Here is a 15,629-nt window from a genome sequence, read left to right as displayed (position 1 = left end):
GCTCTTAACTAATTTAGAAACAAAGACTAATAATGATAAGCGATTCCATATGACCATTAAAAAACAATAAACAATTACATATGAAAAGAAGATTGTTATTTGGTGAGAGAATGTTGCTTGGCGACGGAACAGAACCTTTCAACACCGTAATTCCTTTTAGATTAAAGGGAACATTTGTATTGAAAGATATTCAGCATGCTTTGGAAAAAATTCAGGAAAAACATCCTTGGTTAAAGGCTGTCATTCATCATGATGAAAAAAATACTCCGTGGTTTGAAGTTTCAGAAAAAGTAAAAATTCCAATTCGAATTTTAGCTAAAAAAGAAGAAAACGACTGGTTGGAAGAATCAAAAAAAGAGTGGTATAAACTATTCAATTACAAAGAACAACCGCTTATGCGATTTGTCTGGATCAAAGGCGAAGAAACCTCAGATATGATGTTTGTGTTCCACCATTGTTTATGTGATGGAGGCTCTGCAATGGCTGTTCTGGACGAATTTTTAAAATTACTGGACAATCCGAATTACGATATTGGTATTGAACATCCCATTTTGGGAATTCACGATGTTGTTCCAAGCAAAATCCTGAACAGCAGCGGACAAAAATTTAAAGCAAAAATGATTGGAAGACTGGCGGCAACAGCCATCAAAGTCATTCCTGTCAATAAAAAAACAACTGACCGACAAAGCGATTATTTACTCAACTGGAGATTCGATAAAGAGACAAGTCAGGAATTGATTTCTTACTGTAAATCTCAGAAAGTGACAGTCAATACTTTTCTGTGTGCTACGGTTTTAAAGGCATTTGAAAAAATCAGGAAAGAAAAAGCATTTAATAAAGTTTCTTGTCCCGTGGATATCCGTCGTTTTGCCAATCAGATAAAGACCGATCATATTTTCGCTTTTGGATTGATGATTGTGGTTTCTTTAAACAAGAAATTTGGTTTTGAAGAAAATTTAAAACTGATGCAGGAATCTGTAGAGAAAAAAACATCAAAGCTCAATCCATACATCACGATGATGGTGATGGAATCTGCTCATGATGCGCTGACGAATTTCACCAAATTATTGAAGAACGGAAAATCTTCCAACGACTGTATGTTTTCTAACTTGGGACGAATCCCGATTGCTCATGAATACAAAGAGTTTACCCTGGAAAATATTTTCAGTCCGTCCGTCATCGGGCCTTTGGGAAATACGACGACGATGGTAACTTCTACTTTCCGTGGAGAAATGGATTTTGCTTTCATGGGAAGCGAAGGTTATTTGCCTTATGCTGAGGCATTGTCGATTCGTGATGAGGTAATTAAAACCATAAAACAACTACAATCTTTAGCCATATCATGATGAAACGCAAATTAATGTTGGTAGAAAGAATCATGTATGTTGATTCTGAAACACCTTTAAATGTTGTTTACACCGCAAGAATCAACGGTGAAATTCTGGAAGAGAATTTCAAAATTGCTTTAGATAAAATTCAGCAGAAACATCCTTTGTTGAGGGTTTCAATTGATCATAAAAGTGCAAAATATCCTTTTTTTGTTGAAGAAAAAGAGATTTCGCCGATTCCGCTTCGCATTGTTGAAAGAAAAACCGATCAGGATTGGCTTTCAGAATCTGAAAATGAATGGTACAGAATTTTTGAGGATAAGAAAAAACCAATGGCTCAGCTCGTTTGGGTGAAAGGAGAAAAGACATCCGAACTTCTTTGGGTAATGCCTCATTGCCTGTGTGACGGAACAACGGGCGTTACTTTGATACGTGAACTTTTAGCTTTGCTGGACGACCCTAACGCTGATTTAAATTCTTACGAAGGCTTTGATTCTGTTAATGATTTTCTGCCTACTGATTTTAATTTAAAAAAGAAGAAACGAAAAGCCAGATTTTATTTAATGATGGCAAAACTGTTCTTTTTAATTCAATTAAAAAGCAAAAACAGGAATCAAGGAAAAAATTACGCACTTCACCGAAAATTGGACGTCATTGTTTCAAAACAAATAGTTGAAAGATGTAAAGCGAATGAAATTTCTGTTCATTCTTTGCTGTGTTCGGCTTTTATGCAGGCTTTTCAAGAGGTTCAGGGTAAAAATGCGAAAGGAAAAGTGATCAGTCCGGTGGATGTTCGTCATTTTATTCCGGAAATTAAACAGGATCATATTTTTGCGTTTGCTCCGACTGTTGAACTGTCAATGAAAAAAGGAAATCAGGATTTATTTGAAAACTCCAGACACATTAAAAAAGAACTTCTTCAAAAAATTGAAAAAATGGAAGCAAGAGAACTTTTGTGGATGGGCGAAAATATGCATCCTGTCGTTGATCGCATGATTTCAATGTTAAAATCAAGCAAAGGTGGTCATGATATTACTTTATCCAACATGGGAAGAATTGATATTCCGAATGCGTATAAAAATTTTAAGGTTGAAACCATTTTCAGTCCGACTGTTGCTTTTCCGTGGTTGAATTCAAACACTTTGGTTACAACGACTTATAATCAGGAAATGGATTTTACCTTCATGTCTAATGAAAATTTTCTCCCAAAAGAAGAAGCAATAAAAATAAAAGATAAAGCTATTGAACTGTTGACTTCATGAAATTTAAAATAAAAAAGGCTCCACCAAAACCTATCAAAAAAACCACGCTGAATCGTTTTCTCAGGAAGCGGATGATTATTTATGTCCTCCCGAATGTGTTTTTTAATTTCATTATTGCTTATGCGAGTTTTAATGAATTGGGTTACACTCATTTTTTTGCAGGAAGTCAATGTCTGGCTCGATTAACGTTGCCGATGGCGATATTTTTACCTGTAGTTCTTACAATTGACATTATAAAAAGAGTAACCGATGCCGCCGGTCAAAATGCTATTGAATTTGCCGTTGATGATCAACTTAATTTAAAAAAAATGATGACCAAACTGAGTATTTTGCACGGGATTATAACAGGATTATTGGTTTTTTCAAGTTTACTATTTGCACAATTGGCCCTATCCAAATATTATAAACTTGATGCCACTGCGATGGCCATTGTTGTTGGGATTTTGGCGGGTTTACTCTCAATTCTTTTCACCTATCTTCCCATTATAAAACTAAAAAGACATTTGTATAAACCTATGAATATTATTACTTCTGATATGACTGAAAAAAATTTTAACCCATAAAAAAACCGCTCTAAAAAGAGCGGTATACCTTATAATACAGACTATCTTAACAAGTAGATCCGCAAGCAAGAAGTTGAATGTGAATTACGCCGTTAACCGCACACTGTACTTGACACAATGTACCGCTTACAACACCACCTAAACCACCTACTGCACCACCAACACTTCCAACAACACCACCTACTACTCCGCCAACGCCACCAATTGCACCGCCAACTGCTCCACCTAGACCTCCAACTAAGCCTCCGATGTTATCAAGTAGTCCGTTACCAGAAATTGTTTTCAATTCGTTTCTGTTTAATTTTTTTAAGTTTTTCATGAATTAAATATTTATTTGATTAATACTTCACGAATATATGAATAATTATAATACACTCAAATAATTTTGAAAAAAATAATTAAATATTTTTATTATTTAATATTCGATTAACATAATTGATTATTGATACATATTCAATTCCTAGCATAATCATTTCATTTAATGAATATTAACTAAATTTTAAGATTAATAAAATACTTTTCCACAATATCACTTTATTCACATAATCGTTTCTAAAAATTAAACTATAAACATCATTTTTCATCTTATTCCTAGTATTAAAGCCTTATTTGTAAGAATAAATTTCCTTTTTCCGCATAGATTTCACAAATTCTCAGTTTAAATATATTTTTTAGAGTCATAATTCGAAGAATTTTACCTTTCATTCACCGACTGTTTTTGCCTGTTCACCGAAAATGAAACAATTTCAGAAAGATTGTTCCAGACCTTTACATCATAAAACAAGCACTATTGCTTAAAAAACTTTAAACCTTATTATTATGAAAGCAAAAATTGGTATCACAGAAAAAAACACTGAAGCAGTTGCAGAACAATTATCCAAACTATTAGCTGATGAATTTGTATTGTATACCAAAACAAGAAATGCACACTGGAACGTTACGGGTGATAATTTTCATGCGATGCATATCTTCTTTGAAAATCAGTACAAACAATTGGATGAGTTGATTGATAGCGTTGCCGAACGCATGCGTAAAATCGGACATTACGCTCCTGCAACAATGAAAATCTATCTGGAACTTACCCATCTTACAGAATACAGCAACAGAACAAATGACGGTTTAGGCTTCATGAAAGATCTATTGAGCGATCACGAAAGTATCATTGAATTTCTTAGAGGAAACATCACTCCTTTTGCAGAGGAATACAAAGATTTCGGAACCAGTGATTTTATTACAGGCCTGATGGAAACTCATGAAGAAATGGCTTGGATGATCCGTTCTTACTTCAGATAAAATTAAAAGCCAAAGGAAAAAATAAAAAGGAATAAGTATATTTGTGTAAACTATAAACTTACTATCATGAAAGCTTTGATCGTTGATGACAATGATATAGCAAGAACGACTTTGGCTCATCTCGCAAAACAGATTCCGGATCTTACCATCGTAAACGAATACTCTAATGCTATTGAAGCTTACCATTATTTACAGACCAATCCGGTAGATCTGATATTTTTGGATATCGAAATGCCTGAAATGACGGGAATTGAATTAACGAAAACTCTTTCAGGCAAGGATACCATCATCATTTTTACGTCTTCAAATAAAGAATATGCCTTGGAGGCTTTTGAATTGAATATTGCCGATTATATCCTAAAACCAATCACTCCCGCAAGGTTTTTGCAGGCAATGAGTAAAGCACAGGCAATTTTTGAGAGTAAAAAAGAGAATATTCAGGTGAATAAAGATGAGTTTTTATTCGTCAGAGATTCAAATATTACAAGAAGATTGAAGCTGGATGATATTTTTTATGCCGAAGCAATGGGCGATTACGTAAAATTTTATACCAAAGAAAAAATGTTTGCCATACACGGAACCATGAAGTCTGCGGAAGAACGCTTACCAAAAGACCATTTTATAAGAGTTCATCGCTCCTATATTATTGCAGTCGGAAAAATTGATACCCTTCAGGATGGCGGAATTATGATCAACGGTAAATTTATTCCCGTGGCCGATGCTTACCGAAAAGCACTCAACACAAGAATGAATGTTTTTTAAAACCATTATTTACCTTTTTGATTCTGAATTCTAAATTTGATTGAACAAGCCATCAATCGTTATTACTATTTAATTATGATCAATACATTTTCTATAATGGAAAACAAACGATTTAGCTATTTTATAATTCTTACATTTATTGCAGGAACTATATTATTGATAGCTGTTCAGATCAATTCAGCTAAAAATACGAAAGCACTTATCCAAAATAATAACACGCTTCTCAACGAACTGCGTTCCAGCAATCATTTAAGAGAAATAGACCGTGATATTTTAGGTGTGGAAAGCAGAATACGAGCTTCTATCGCCACCAATGACACTACACATTTGGAAGGTATCAATCAGAAAATCAATCAAATTGAAAACTTTCTAGATTCTTTATCTAAAGACAATACAGATGCCGAAGAAGAACGTTTGATACACAGGCTCAGCGTTCTTGCGATGGAGAAAAAAACAACCAAGGAAAAATTATTACATCGATATCTTTCTTTGGGAAATATGAATGATAATACATCGATTGCGAATCCACGTGCACGAATAATTTCCAACGAAATCACAACGATCACAGCAAAAATTTACGAAAGCCGCCGATTACATATGGTGGAACTTAGTAAACGAAGCGAAGAAATGGGAAGAAAGGCCAGACTTTACGATATTTCTTTATTGATTTTATTGATATTGAGTGGCGCTGTTGTCGGTTACCACATCCTTCGTCAGTTCAAAAGACAACGATTATTGATAGAAGATTTGGATATTGCAGAAAAGAAAGCTTCCGTCGCCGCGCAGACTAAGGAAAATTTCCTCGCCAATATGAGCCACGAAATACGGACTCCGCTAAGTGGAATTTTAGGTTTTACCAATTTACTTCAAAAAAGACCTTTGGATGCGACTTCTACAGAATTTGTATCATCAATTCAGCGGTCGGGAGAGAATTTAATGGCGATCATTAATGACATTCTTGATTTATCTAAAATTGAAGCAGGAATGATGCGCATCACACCCGGAACCTTCAGTATTAATGGATTAGTAAATTCTGTAGAAACATTTTTCCTTGAGCGCGCAAAAGAAAAAGAACTGACGATTTTCAGCAAAGTGGATACAACAATTCCGGATACGCTGACGGGCGATGCAACACGACTTACCCAAATTTTGGTCAATCTCATTGGGAATGCGATAAAATTTACCCATCATGGAAAAGTAGATATTGAAGTTTATAAAAAATCTCAAACTGAAACAGAAATTGTTCTTGGATTTAAGATCTCCGATACCGGAATAGGAATCGATAAAGAAAAATTGAGCGAAGTTTTTGAAAGATTTAACCAAGGAGAAGAATCTACCACAAGAAATTATGGTGGGACAGGTTTAGGATTGTCTATTGTTAAAAAATTAATCCTGTTACAAGACGGTGACATCGATGTAGAAAGCGAACAGGGAAAAGGGACGACTTTCAGTTTTTACATTCCTTACGGTATTTCGGAAGAACAGCTTAACACAATAACTTCTGCAAATACTGATTATTTTAAAGATAAATCAAATGCGCCTTTGCGTGTTTTGGTGGTTGATGATAATACCATCAATCAAAGTCTGATGAAACATCTTTTATTACAATGGAATATTGATTTTGATGTTGTTTCTAATGGTTTAGAAGCCGTTCAACAACTCATAAATCAAACCTATGATTTGGTTTTGATGGATATTCAAATGCCCCAGATGGACGGTTATGCCGCAACCCAACAGATCCGTGAAGTTCTGAAATTAGACGTTCCAATTATCGCAATGACCGCACACGCACTCGCTGGCGAAAGAGAAAAATGCCTGAGCCGAGGGATGAATGAATACATTTCTAAACCTATAAAAGAGGAAGAACTTTTTAAATTAATATCAAATTTCGGCTTAGAAGAAATTCCACAAACGGAAATAAAAATTGAAGAAATAATTCCCAGTTTTCAATACATAAATTTGACCTACATGCAGTCCATAAGCGGTGGCGATAAAACGTTTGAGAAAACAGTTACCCAACAGTTTATCGAAAATATTCCGCAACATTTGCAACAGCTTACGACAGCTTATCAGAACAATGAATTTACAACAGTAAAACTCAGAGCGCACGATCTTAAATCCAGCACAGCTATTATGGGAATTCTCCCTTTATTAGAAGAAAAACTGAATATTTTGGAAATGGCTACAGAACAAAATACAACATTGCAACAGGCTTTGGAAGAGGTTAAGAAGATCATCAATTTAGCACTTGAAGAAGCGAAAATTTTTGTGAAATCATTATAAAAATCAAATCTTAAAGTTTTCGAGTTAATTTTTTCAACCCATACAAAATCATTAGAATTTTCTGATGATTTTTTTGTTTTTGTTTGATTGGATTTTATCCAATCCTCTGTTAAATCGTCCCTTCGGGACTCTTTGTTCCTTTAAAATAAATTACATCAAATTTTATTCTCAACAAAGATTGAAGTAATCATGTTAATTTCATTGAGTTTTATATCCCTATTCAACGACATTTTCTGCCTATTCATCGAATGCCGACTGATTTTGAAACGACTTGATGGTAGATTTACATCATTAAATAATACAAACAATAATATTAACAATTAAAATTCAAACATCATGGAAATTCTACAAACAACAGAAAACGCATTATCTCACTCAACTGTAACTGCAGTTATCAATGCACCCATCGAAAAAGTTAACATTGCAGATTGGTTGCTAAACCTTCCGGACGCAGAATATCAGCGTTGTTCAACTCAGCACATCGGAGCTGCGATTTCATCAACTTACGATGGCGAACCAGTATCATTGAATGTTGAAACAATTGGAGACGCTTTAATGGTACAACATTACGTTGCCGTTGAGCACCGCCCTGATTACTGCCGTATGTTATCCATCTCGGATTCTATTACAAAAGGCGGTCGTACAAAAGTTCAGGTTTTATGGGAATTGAAAGTCACAAAAATTGACGACAACACTTGTCTTTACACCAACGAAATTCACGCAACCGCAACGCCGGAAATGTTTGAATATCTGAAAGAACACAACGTAAACCTTGCAGATGCCGCAGCTTCCAGACAAGCCGCTTCCGACGCTCACAATCACGAAGAAACGCCAAACTTCGCGAAAAGTATCGAAAATAAAGCGTTGACAGGAAAATATAATCAACCTTTCTAATAAAAAAAGATAATGAGCGTATTGAGGTACGCTCATTTTATTTATAAAGATTATGGAAGATACTTTGTTTAAAAAAATAGTAGGAACATGGACTTTAGTAGAATTAATTGAAGTCCCTGTAAACGGCGGAGAAATTACCCATCCCATGGGTGAAAATCCAAAAGGATTGATTATTTATAGTTCTGATGGTTATATGTCGGCACAAATTATGAATGCTCAACGAAAAGATTTTCATCAGGAACATTGGACAAACGCAACACCAGAGGAATATACACAGGAAGGTTCAACTTACCTTGCCTATTCCGGTCCATTTAAAACTGATGATGAAAAACAGATCGTAAGTCATACGATGTATGTGTCACTTTTTCCAAACTGGACAGGACAGACACAAAATCGCATCGTACTTTTTAAAGACGGATTTCTACACCTTGAAAGTGAGAAACCATTTACAAGCAATTCCCGATTAGTGATCCATAAACTGACATGGAAAAGAGTTGGAAATTGCATTTAATTAAAAAAATAACAATATAAACCAATGAAAAGAGATGCCATTTTTTATTCATCCATTATCATGGCTTTCAGTGCAGGATTTGTAGATACAAGTACCTTTACTGTTGCGGATGGTTTGTTTTCGGCGCATATTACCGGGAATTTTGTTGTTTTTGCTTATAAATTGTCTAATCATCCTGCTATGAGTGATTTTATAAATCTTGTAAGCTTTCCTGTTTTTATCTTAGCAGTAATTTTGACCAGAAAAGTTGACAGCTGGTACAAAAATGAAAGAGGAATATTTGCTTGGATCGGCATATATCTCATCATAGCCGGTATTCTTGCTTTTTTTCTGAAACAAAATCATATAACGACAGGTTTTGTGTATCATTTTATGCTCATGTTAATTGTATTTTCTATGGGAATACAGAATACTGTGAATAGATTATATGCAAATTCAGCATTTGGACCAACGACTGTTATGACAGGTAATGTGACCAAAGCAATACTGGATTTTTTCTCTTATATTTCTACGCAACATACTTTTGAAAAACTGATAGAACTAAAAAAATCACTTGTTCTTTTAACGAACTTTTTGATAGGCTGCATTTTAGGAGCTTTGATTTCATCTAGGTTTGGTTTGGTTTCTATGTTGATTCCGGGAATTTTAATAACTGTTTATTATACCGTTTTTTCAAGAAAAATTTCTTTATCTTTTTGATAATTAAAACTTATATAAATTAATAAACATAAGTCACCGAGAAATCTTGGTGATTTTTTTATTTAAAATGATCTTCAATTTTATTTTTTTTCATTTTGAAGGATTATCAACTAGAAATTTAGATTACAATTCAGATTTCTGCGAAATGACAAACTATATGTATTTAGAATCATGCTTAAACCAATCCTACATTCAATTCTTTCATTTTAAAACATAAATAACTTCATTATCTATTCCTTTTAAATTCTCACCGACTCATTTTGCCTTTTCACCGAATGACACTTAAAAATATGATGATTCCTTGGTAGCTTTACAATAGAAATAAAGACAAACACTCATTAATCAATAAAAACTACTATTATGAAAAACGAATCATTAAGTTTCAGATACGAACTAGAAAAAAAAGAACCCCGCACCAATGATGGCGGAACAACAAGAGGAGCTTCTGTTACAGATTTCCCTGCTTCTATAGGCATTGCCGGAGTTTCTATGAGACTACAGCCGGGAAGCATGAGAGAATTGCACTGGCACGCCAACGCTGCAGAATGGGCTTACGTGATTTCAGGAACTGTTCGTACAACGATCATTCATCCTGACGGTCACAGTTATGTTGATAATTTTGAACCGGGTGATGTTTGGTATTTTCCAAAAGGTTACGGACACTCAATACAGGCAACGGGAACAGAAGAATGTCATTTTATTTTAATTTTTGACAATGGTAATTTTTCTGAAGACCATACATTCAGTGTTACAGATTTTGTTTCATGCATGCCACCGGAAATTGTTGCTCAAAACTTAGGATTAACTCTTGAAGAAGTTGCAGCATTACCTCAAAAAGAAGCTTATTTCGCGGCAGGAATTGTTCCGGATGAATTATCATTTAATGCAACTGCCCGTCCGGAAGAATCAGATATAGAATTAACCAGTTTTCACCGTTATCCTTTACACGCACAACAACCCAGAATCGTTCCAGGAGGAGGCTTACAAAGATTGGTTACCAGCAAAGAATTTCCTATCAGCAGTACCATGTCGGGTTCAATTATAGAATTACAGCCGGGCGCTTTAAGAGAAATGCACTGGCATCCTAACGCTGACGAATGGCAATATTATATTTCCGGTCAGGCACAGATGTCGGTTTTCTTAGCGGAAAGTACGGTGGTGACTGAGGAATTTAATGCAGGAGATGTTGGTTACGTTCCAATGGGAGCCGGACACTATATTAAAAATACAGGAGATACGGTTTGTAAAATTTTGATTGGATTTAATAGTGGAACCTATCAGTCCATTGATCTAAGCGAATGGTTGGCAGGAAACCCGAAAGATGTAGTGATAACTAATTTTGGATTGAAAGAAGGTGAAATAGAAAAATTCCCGACAGAGAAGGTTTTTATTCAGCCTAAAAAATAAGGACTTTCTATTTAAATCTATCATAAATGGATAAGTCTATAATTTCAGAAAGCGCTTCTCTTTCAGATAATCAGATCAGGATACAGGAGAGATTGGCCATATTTCTTGCTTTGATTGCAGGATACATCGATGCAACAGGTCTTATCAAATGGAAAACATACGTGTCTTTTATGAGTGGAAACACCACACAGTTAGGCGCCGCACTTTCTACCGACAAATATGGAGTTATCATCACATCGGTTACAGTTATTGCCAGTTTTCTATTGGGAATTTATACAGGAACCTGTTTATCACTATATAAAAGAATTAAGAACCAAATATTAACATTTTACATAGTTTCCGGAATTTTGATTTTCTATACAATAATTGCTTATTTTTATAATATTAATACCATATCCTCTATTTCAATTATCGGTTTTTCAATGGGAATTATGAATACAATCGTAACTTCTGTCGGGAACCAAAAAGTAAATACAGATTTTGTGACCGGAACATTAAACAGCCTGGCAAGAAACACCGCAATGTTGAGTATGACCAATGACAGAACGGAAAAAAAGCAATATAAAGCCAACGCAATTCATCTTTTACTGTTATGGATTGGCTTTTTATCAGGTGCGTTTGCGGCTCCTTTCCTACTCTCTTTTTTAGGGAATTGGTCTTTGGGTTTTCCTGCACTCTTATTACTGATTTGCGGATTATGGATTTCAATTTTTAATATTAAACTTAAAAAAAACTAATAACATGTTACAAAAAAATGATATTGCCCCGGATTTTACATTATTTGCAACACCGGATCAAAAAATCACCCTGTCAGAGTTTAAAGGACAGAATGTGATTCTTGCATTTTATCCAGCCGACTGGAGCCCTGTTTGCAGTGACCAAATGGCTTTATATAACGAAACTTTAAAATATTTCAAAAAATATGACGCTGAGATCTTTGGTATTTCGGTGGACAGCAAATGGTGTCATTTAGCATTTTCGCAATCCAGAAATTTACATTTTCCATTGTTGGCAGATTTTGAATCTAAAGGCGAAACAGCCAGAAAATATGGAGTTTATAATGAAGAAGAAGGAGAATGCAACCGAGCTCTTTTTGTCATCAATAAAGAAGGCATCATCGAATGGAGTTACCTCTCACCAATGGCAATAAACCCTGGTGCAGATGGAATTTTAGAAGCATTAGAATCACTTAAAACACAATAATTATGTCATTAAAACCAGCTGTCAGCAATACTGACCACACACAAGGCAATCAAGATGCCGATTTAGTTATCGTTGAATATGGAGATTATCAATGTCCATACTGTGGAGCAGCTTATCCTGTTTTAAAAGAATTGATGAGTCAGTTCGGAAATCAGATCAAGTTTGTTTTTAGAAACTTCCCGTTATCCGAAATGCATCAATATGCAAGACCGGCGGCACTCGCAGCAGAAGCGGCCAATTTACAAGGAAAATTTTGGGAAATGCATGATGCGATCTATGAAAATCAGAGATATTTGAATGAAAATTTATTGTTAGAATTGGCACAAAAATTACATTTAAATATTGATCAGTTCAAAACAGATCTTGAAAAACCGGAATTGGCCGAAAAGGTTGATGCAGATTTCGAAAGCGGAATCATCAGCGGAGTGAATGGAACTCCTTCATTTTTTGTCAATGGAAAAAAATTCGATGGTGGTGCGGAAGATTTGTTTCAGTTGTTGAACGAAAATACGGCTTCTTAAAAAACATCGAATCTCACGCAGCCCGACTTGAGTGGAAATCCTTTTTTGCGCCAGCAAAAAAGATTGGGAACGGAAGGCGGAAATAGCTGCCAAAATAAAAAATATATTACAAAATCAAGTTTTTAATTTTTTTTTATCAAAATCGAACGATATTAAACTAGATTAACAGAGATTGAATTTCACTGTACTACATTTGCTAAAGAATTAAGACAAGAAAATAATTTTAATATAAATCAATAATAACAATTAAATACAATAACAATGAGCACACTAAAATTAAAAGACGGAACAGAAATTTTTTACAAAGATCAAGGAAAAGGACAAACATTAATGTTTCACCACGGATGGCCTTTATCATCCGATGATTGGGATGCACAGGTAATTTTCTTTTTACAGAAAGGATACAGAGTAATCACTCATGACAGAAGAGGTCACGGACGTTCTAGCCAGGATATTTATGACCATACTATTGAACAATATGCTGCTGATGCTGCAGAATTGGTAGAATTTCTTGACCTGAAAGACGTTGTTCACATCGGACACTCTACAGGTGGTGGTGAAGTAATTCGTTATGTTAACAAATATGCGAATGGAAGAGCTAAAAAAGCGGTTTTAATCAGCGCAGTTCCACCAATTATGGTTCAAAGCGACAGCAATCCTGATGGTGTTCCGATGTCTGTTTTTGACGGAATCAGAGACCAAACTCTTAACAACAGACAACAATTTTACATTGACCTTACTTTCCCTTTCTACGGGTATAACAGAGAAGGTGCTGACGTAAAAGAAGGCGTTCAGAGAAACTGGTGGAGACAAGGAATGATGGGTGGAATCGTTGCTCATTACGACGGAATTAAAGCGTTTTCTGAAACGGATTTCAGAGAAGATTTACAAGCGGTTGATATTCCTGTTTTGGTTCTTCACGGAGAAGATGACCAGATCGTACCTTACCAAAATGCAGCCCTGAAATCAATAAAATTATTGAAAAACGGAACATTAATTACTTATCCTGGTTTCCCTCACGGAATGCCGACTACTCATGCTGATGTCATTAATAAAGATCTTTTAGAATTTATACAGTCATAATTTCTTCTTATAAATGAATAGAAAGCCTTTGAATAGCAATATTCAAGGGCTTTTTTGTTTTAATTTTTAAAAATATTAGAGAAAATATTCGATATAGGATAATTGTTGGAATTCATGTTTAATCCTAAAATTAATCACTAAAACAAGACTTGTATTTTTTATTTTTAACTGAATCGCCCATCTTTTCAAGTTATTATGTTAAAATTTTTCATTAAAAGTAACTATATAGTGAAATATTTTATATATTCGTCAAACTAAAATTAATTCTAAAAATTAATAACTATGAAAAAAACTCTTCTTTCGGCATTCTATGCCGGCATTTTGTGTGTAGTATTCTCATGTTCAACTGAACGAGCAACTCTAGCTTCTACCGAAGAAATGAAGTCTACAGAAATGACATCTTTCGACAAAGCTCTTAAGGAAATAATGAAACCTGAAAACAGATCAACACCTGAAGAAAAGGCTCGCCTAGGCGCACAATTGAATGACAGATCACTGGATATTTTATTTAATGCCTCTTTACAATTGGTAGGAAAAAGCAACAGCAACCCTAGCCAAGCCAGCAGAGTGGAAAAAGAAAAAGTAATCGTACAAGCAACTAATCTTTATTTTTCTAAGCTGAACACTTTAAAAGCTAACCAAAAAGCGGAAAACTAAAATCCAAGATCATGAAAAAAATATTCTTATCACTCTTTGCAATGAGTGCAATTGGTCTGCAGGCTCAAAACAAGATGAACATATTTAATTATACCTCATATAATTTATCAAATTTCTTGGTAGGATCGGATCAGACAAACAATTGTATTCCTAATATCAGCGGAACCAATTATCCGATTATGGTTCCTCCAGGTGGCGCAGTAACTTATAATGGGTATTACAACAGTCATCTTCAAAGTCCGCCAATTAATACCTGGACGGTACAAATTAACCCAACCACTACTCTTCCGCCACAGGTTGCAACATCTTCATTACTTATTGCTTTAGGCCCGGTAACCAAATGGCAGATGAATAAATTCTATGTAGAGGATCCCAGCGGTGCCCCACTGTATTACAGCGGTGCATCTATAGGAATGATTGGTTGTAATACACCTATAATTTCTACTTTATCACCTACACCAACACAGCCATTTCCATTTAATGCATTTTGGTTTGACGTAGGAAACGACACATACTTTATAATACAACCTTAAAAATTATGAAAAAAATACTAATACTCTTAACAGTTTTTATATTCTCGTTATCTTTTTCACAAGGGAAATTATATCTTCAGAATTACTCCAATTATGACCTTGTAATGCGTGTTATAGCTGGTAATACAAACAATTGCTTACCAGAAGTGGTTGCAAGTATGAATTTTCCAGCGAATACGCAAGATGTGATCGACAACTTTAATGATTCGGCTCCCTATACAAATAATTGGTCTGTGAGATTGTCTCCCACGGGAAATCCGCTCTCCCAATCAGTTCCTTCGGGATTACTTACTACAGTATCAAATCTTACCCGTTGGAAATTTCTTTGGTTTCATACAACATATCCGGGCACAACCAATTCAACGCCTGATGTCGATTTCAATATGGCCGATCCATCTGCATTTGCTGCTTGTCCGCTATCGGGCTCAGATTTTGTTGACGGAAGTTTAACTGATGCATTTTGGTTTTATATTCCTTCGGAAAATGCAACTTATTTAATCGTTCAGTAATGTTTTCAAACTTCTGAAGTAAGAAAATTTATATCATTAAATATATAATCCCTAAGATTTTGTCTTAGGGATTATTTTTATCGTTGATCTGAAAATACTATTTGAATTTGTATGAAAAATA

18 protein-coding genes are annotated in these 15,629 nt (G+C 34.8%); 17 read left to right on the top strand and 1 reads right to left on the bottom strand.

Annotation, left to right across the window (positions count from 1 at the left end; all coding sequences use genetic code 11):
• Positions 1-80 precede the first annotated feature (80 nt).
• Genes SB689_RS00650 through SB689_RS00640 form a run of 3 tightly spaced genes read left to right on the top strand, consistent with a single transcriptional unit; the run spans position 81 to position 3,153 of the window.
• Positions 81-1,346 (top strand): condensation domain-containing protein, encoded by a 1,266-nt coding sequence (locus tag SB689_RS00650; RefSeq protein WP_410690164.1) that lies wholly within the window; start codon positions 81-83, stop codon positions 1,344-1,346.
• A complete protein-coding gene (locus SB689_RS00645) occupies positions 1,343-2,590 on the top strand; it encodes a condensation domain-containing protein (RefSeq protein ID WP_410690163.1) in 1,248 nt (415 codons plus the stop codon). The genes SB689_RS00650 and SB689_RS00645 overlap by 4 nt, the downstream gene beginning before the upstream one ends.
• Positions 2,587-3,153, top strand: coding sequence for a hypothetical protein (locus SB689_RS00640; protein WP_410690162.1), 567 nt, complete (start codon positions 2,587-2,589; stop codon positions 3,151-3,153). Before SB689_RS00645 ends, SB689_RS00640 begins: the two co-directional genes overlap by 4 nt.
• Positions 3,154-3,199: 46 nt before the next feature.
• Here SB689_RS00640 and SB689_RS00635 read toward each other — a convergent pair whose 3' ends face one another.
• Complete coding sequence (locus SB689_RS00635) at positions 3,200-3,472, bottom strand: bacteriocin-like protein (RefSeq protein ID WP_410690161.1); 273 nt, start codon at positions 3,470-3,472, stop codon at positions 3,200-3,202.
• 500 nt (positions 3,473-3,972) lie between these two features.
• Here SB689_RS00635 and SB689_RS00630 point away from each other — a divergent pair, with 500 nt between their 5' ends.
• The 14 genes from SB689_RS00630 (at position 3,973) to SB689_RS00565 (ending at position 15,508) form a co-directional block, all read left to right on the top strand.
• Positions 3,973-4,446: a Dps family protein gene (locus SB689_RS00630; protein WP_410690160.1), complete on the top strand. Its 474-nt coding sequence runs from the start codon at positions 3,973-3,975 to the stop codon at positions 4,444-4,446.
• A 66-nt stretch (positions 4,447-4,512) separates the two neighbouring features.
• Entirely contained in the window at positions 4,513-5,208 is a 696-nt protein-coding gene (locus tag SB689_RS00625; RefSeq protein WP_410690159.1) for a LytR/AlgR family response regulator transcription factor, read from the top strand.
• A 96-nt stretch (positions 5,209-5,304) separates the two neighbouring features.
• A complete protein-coding gene (locus SB689_RS00620; protein WP_410690158.1) occupies positions 5,305-7,491 on the top strand; it encodes an ATP-binding protein in 2,187 nt (728 codons plus the stop codon).
• Positions 7,492-7,827: 336 nt separating this feature from the next.
• Positions 7,828-8,385: a hypothetical protein gene (locus SB689_RS00615; protein ID WP_410690157.1), complete on the top strand. Its 558-nt coding sequence runs from the start codon at positions 7,828-7,830 to the stop codon at positions 8,383-8,385.
• 52 nt (positions 8,386-8,437) lie between these two features.
• Complete coding sequence (locus tag SB689_RS00610; protein ID WP_410690156.1) at positions 8,438-8,896, top strand: lipocalin-like domain-containing protein; 459 nt, start codon at positions 8,438-8,440, stop codon at positions 8,894-8,896.
• 24 nt (positions 8,897-8,920) lie between these two features.
• Positions 8,921-9,595 (top strand): YoaK family protein, encoded by a 675-nt coding sequence (locus tag SB689_RS00605; protein WP_410690155.1) that lies wholly within the window; start codon positions 8,921-8,923, stop codon positions 9,593-9,595.
• A gap of 360 nt (positions 9,596-9,955) precedes the next feature.
• Positions 9,956-11,002 (top strand): cupin domain-containing protein, encoded by a 1,047-nt coding sequence (locus tag SB689_RS00600; protein ID WP_410690154.1) that lies wholly within the window; start codon positions 9,956-9,958, stop codon positions 11,000-11,002.
• A 26-nt stretch (positions 11,003-11,028) separates the two neighbouring features.
• Positions 11,029-11,739, top strand: coding sequence for a YoaK family protein (locus SB689_RS00595; protein WP_410690153.1), 711 nt, complete (start codon positions 11,029-11,031; stop codon positions 11,737-11,739).
• A gap of 4 nt (positions 11,740-11,743) precedes the next feature.
• A complete protein-coding gene (locus SB689_RS00590; RefSeq protein ID WP_410690152.1) occupies positions 11,744-12,205 on the top strand; it encodes a redoxin domain-containing protein in 462 nt (153 codons plus the stop codon).
• Between the two features lie 2 nt (positions 12,206-12,207).
• Complete coding sequence (locus SB689_RS00585) at positions 12,208-12,726, top strand: DsbA family protein (RefSeq protein WP_066759062.1); 519 nt, start codon at positions 12,208-12,210, stop codon at positions 12,724-12,726.
• Positions 12,727-12,987: 261 nt separating this feature from the next.
• The gene (locus tag SB689_RS00580; RefSeq protein WP_410690151.1) at positions 12,988-13,809 is read left to right on the top strand and encodes an alpha/beta fold hydrolase; all 822 of its coding nucleotides are present in this window, start codon (positions 12,988-12,990) and stop codon (positions 13,807-13,809) included.
• 282 nt (positions 13,810-14,091) lie between these two features.
• A complete protein-coding gene (locus tag SB689_RS00575; RefSeq protein ID WP_410690150.1) occupies positions 14,092-14,466 on the top strand; it encodes a hypothetical protein in 375 nt (124 codons plus the stop codon).
• A gap of 11 nt (positions 14,467-14,477) precedes the next feature.
• Positions 14,478-14,999: a hypothetical protein gene (locus tag SB689_RS00570; RefSeq protein WP_410690149.1), complete on the top strand. Its 522-nt coding sequence runs from the start codon at positions 14,478-14,480 to the stop codon at positions 14,997-14,999.
• 5 nt (positions 15,000-15,004) lie between these two features.
• The gene (locus SB689_RS00565) at positions 15,005-15,508 is read left to right on the top strand and encodes a hypothetical protein (protein WP_410690148.1); all 504 of its coding nucleotides are present in this window, start codon (positions 15,005-15,007) and stop codon (positions 15,506-15,508) included.
• Positions 15,509-15,629: the final 121 nt, after the last annotated feature.

Source organism: Chryseobacterium sp. SIMBA_038, assembly GCF_046535115.1.
Classification (GTDB): Bacteria; Bacteroidota; Bacteroidia; order Flavobacteriales; family Weeksellaceae; genus Chryseobacterium.
The sequence above is the reverse complement of the archived record's forward strand: the minus strand, read 5'-3'. Positions and strand labels throughout refer to the sequence as shown.

Excerpts from the sequence above, each read along its gene's own strand:
- SB689_RS00650 (WP_410690164.1), top strand. The coding sequence starts at position 81 with ATGAAAAGAAGATTGTTATTTGGTGAGAGAATGTTGCTTGGCGACGGA.
- SB689_RS00645 (WP_410690163.1), top strand. The coding sequence starts at position 1,343 with ATGATGAAACGCAAATTAATGTTGGTAGAAAGAATCATGTATGTTGAT.
- SB689_RS00640 (WP_410690162.1), top strand. The coding sequence starts at position 2,587 with ATGAAATTTAAAATAAAAAAGGCTCCACCAAAACCTATCAAAAAAACC.
- SB689_RS00635 (WP_410690161.1), bottom strand. The coding sequence starts at position 3,472 with ATGAAAAACTTAAAAAAATTAAACAGAAACGAATTGAAAACAATTTCT.
- SB689_RS00630 (WP_410690160.1), top strand. The coding sequence starts at position 3,973 with ATGAAAGCAAAAATTGGTATCACAGAAAAAAACACTGAAGCAGTTGCA.
- SB689_RS00625 (WP_410690159.1), top strand. The coding sequence starts at position 4,513 with ATGAAAGCTTTGATCGTTGATGACAATGATATAGCAAGAACGACTTTG.
- SB689_RS00620 (WP_410690158.1), top strand. The coding sequence starts at position 5,305 with ATGGAAAACAAACGATTTAGCTATTTTATAATTCTTACATTTATTGCA.
- SB689_RS00615 (WP_410690157.1), top strand. The coding sequence starts at position 7,828 with ATGGAAATTCTACAAACAACAGAAAACGCATTATCTCACTCAACTGTA.
- SB689_RS00610 (WP_410690156.1), top strand. The coding sequence starts at position 8,438 with ATGGAAGATACTTTGTTTAAAAAAATAGTAGGAACATGGACTTTAGTA.
- SB689_RS00605 (WP_410690155.1), top strand. The coding sequence starts at position 8,921 with ATGAAAAGAGATGCCATTTTTTATTCATCCATTATCATGGCTTTCAGT.
- SB689_RS00600 (WP_410690154.1), top strand. The coding sequence starts at position 9,956 with ATGAAAAACGAATCATTAAGTTTCAGATACGAACTAGAAAAAAAAGAA.
- SB689_RS00595 (WP_410690153.1), top strand. The coding sequence starts at position 11,029 with ATGGATAAGTCTATAATTTCAGAAAGCGCTTCTCTTTCAGATAATCAG.
- SB689_RS00590 (WP_410690152.1), top strand. The coding sequence starts at position 11,744 with ATGTTACAAAAAAATGATATTGCCCCGGATTTTACATTATTTGCAACA.
- SB689_RS00585 (WP_066759062.1), top strand. The coding sequence starts at position 12,208 with ATGTCATTAAAACCAGCTGTCAGCAATACTGACCACACACAAGGCAAT.
- SB689_RS00580 (WP_410690151.1), top strand. The coding sequence starts at position 12,988 with ATGAGCACACTAAAATTAAAAGACGGAACAGAAATTTTTTACAAAGAT.
- SB689_RS00575 (WP_410690150.1), top strand. The coding sequence starts at position 14,092 with ATGAAAAAAACTCTTCTTTCGGCATTCTATGCCGGCATTTTGTGTGTA.
- SB689_RS00570 (WP_410690149.1), top strand. The coding sequence starts at position 14,478 with ATGAAAAAAATATTCTTATCACTCTTTGCAATGAGTGCAATTGGTCTG.
- SB689_RS00565 (WP_410690148.1), top strand. The coding sequence starts at position 15,005 with ATGAAAAAAATACTAATACTCTTAACAGTTTTTATATTCTCGTTATCT.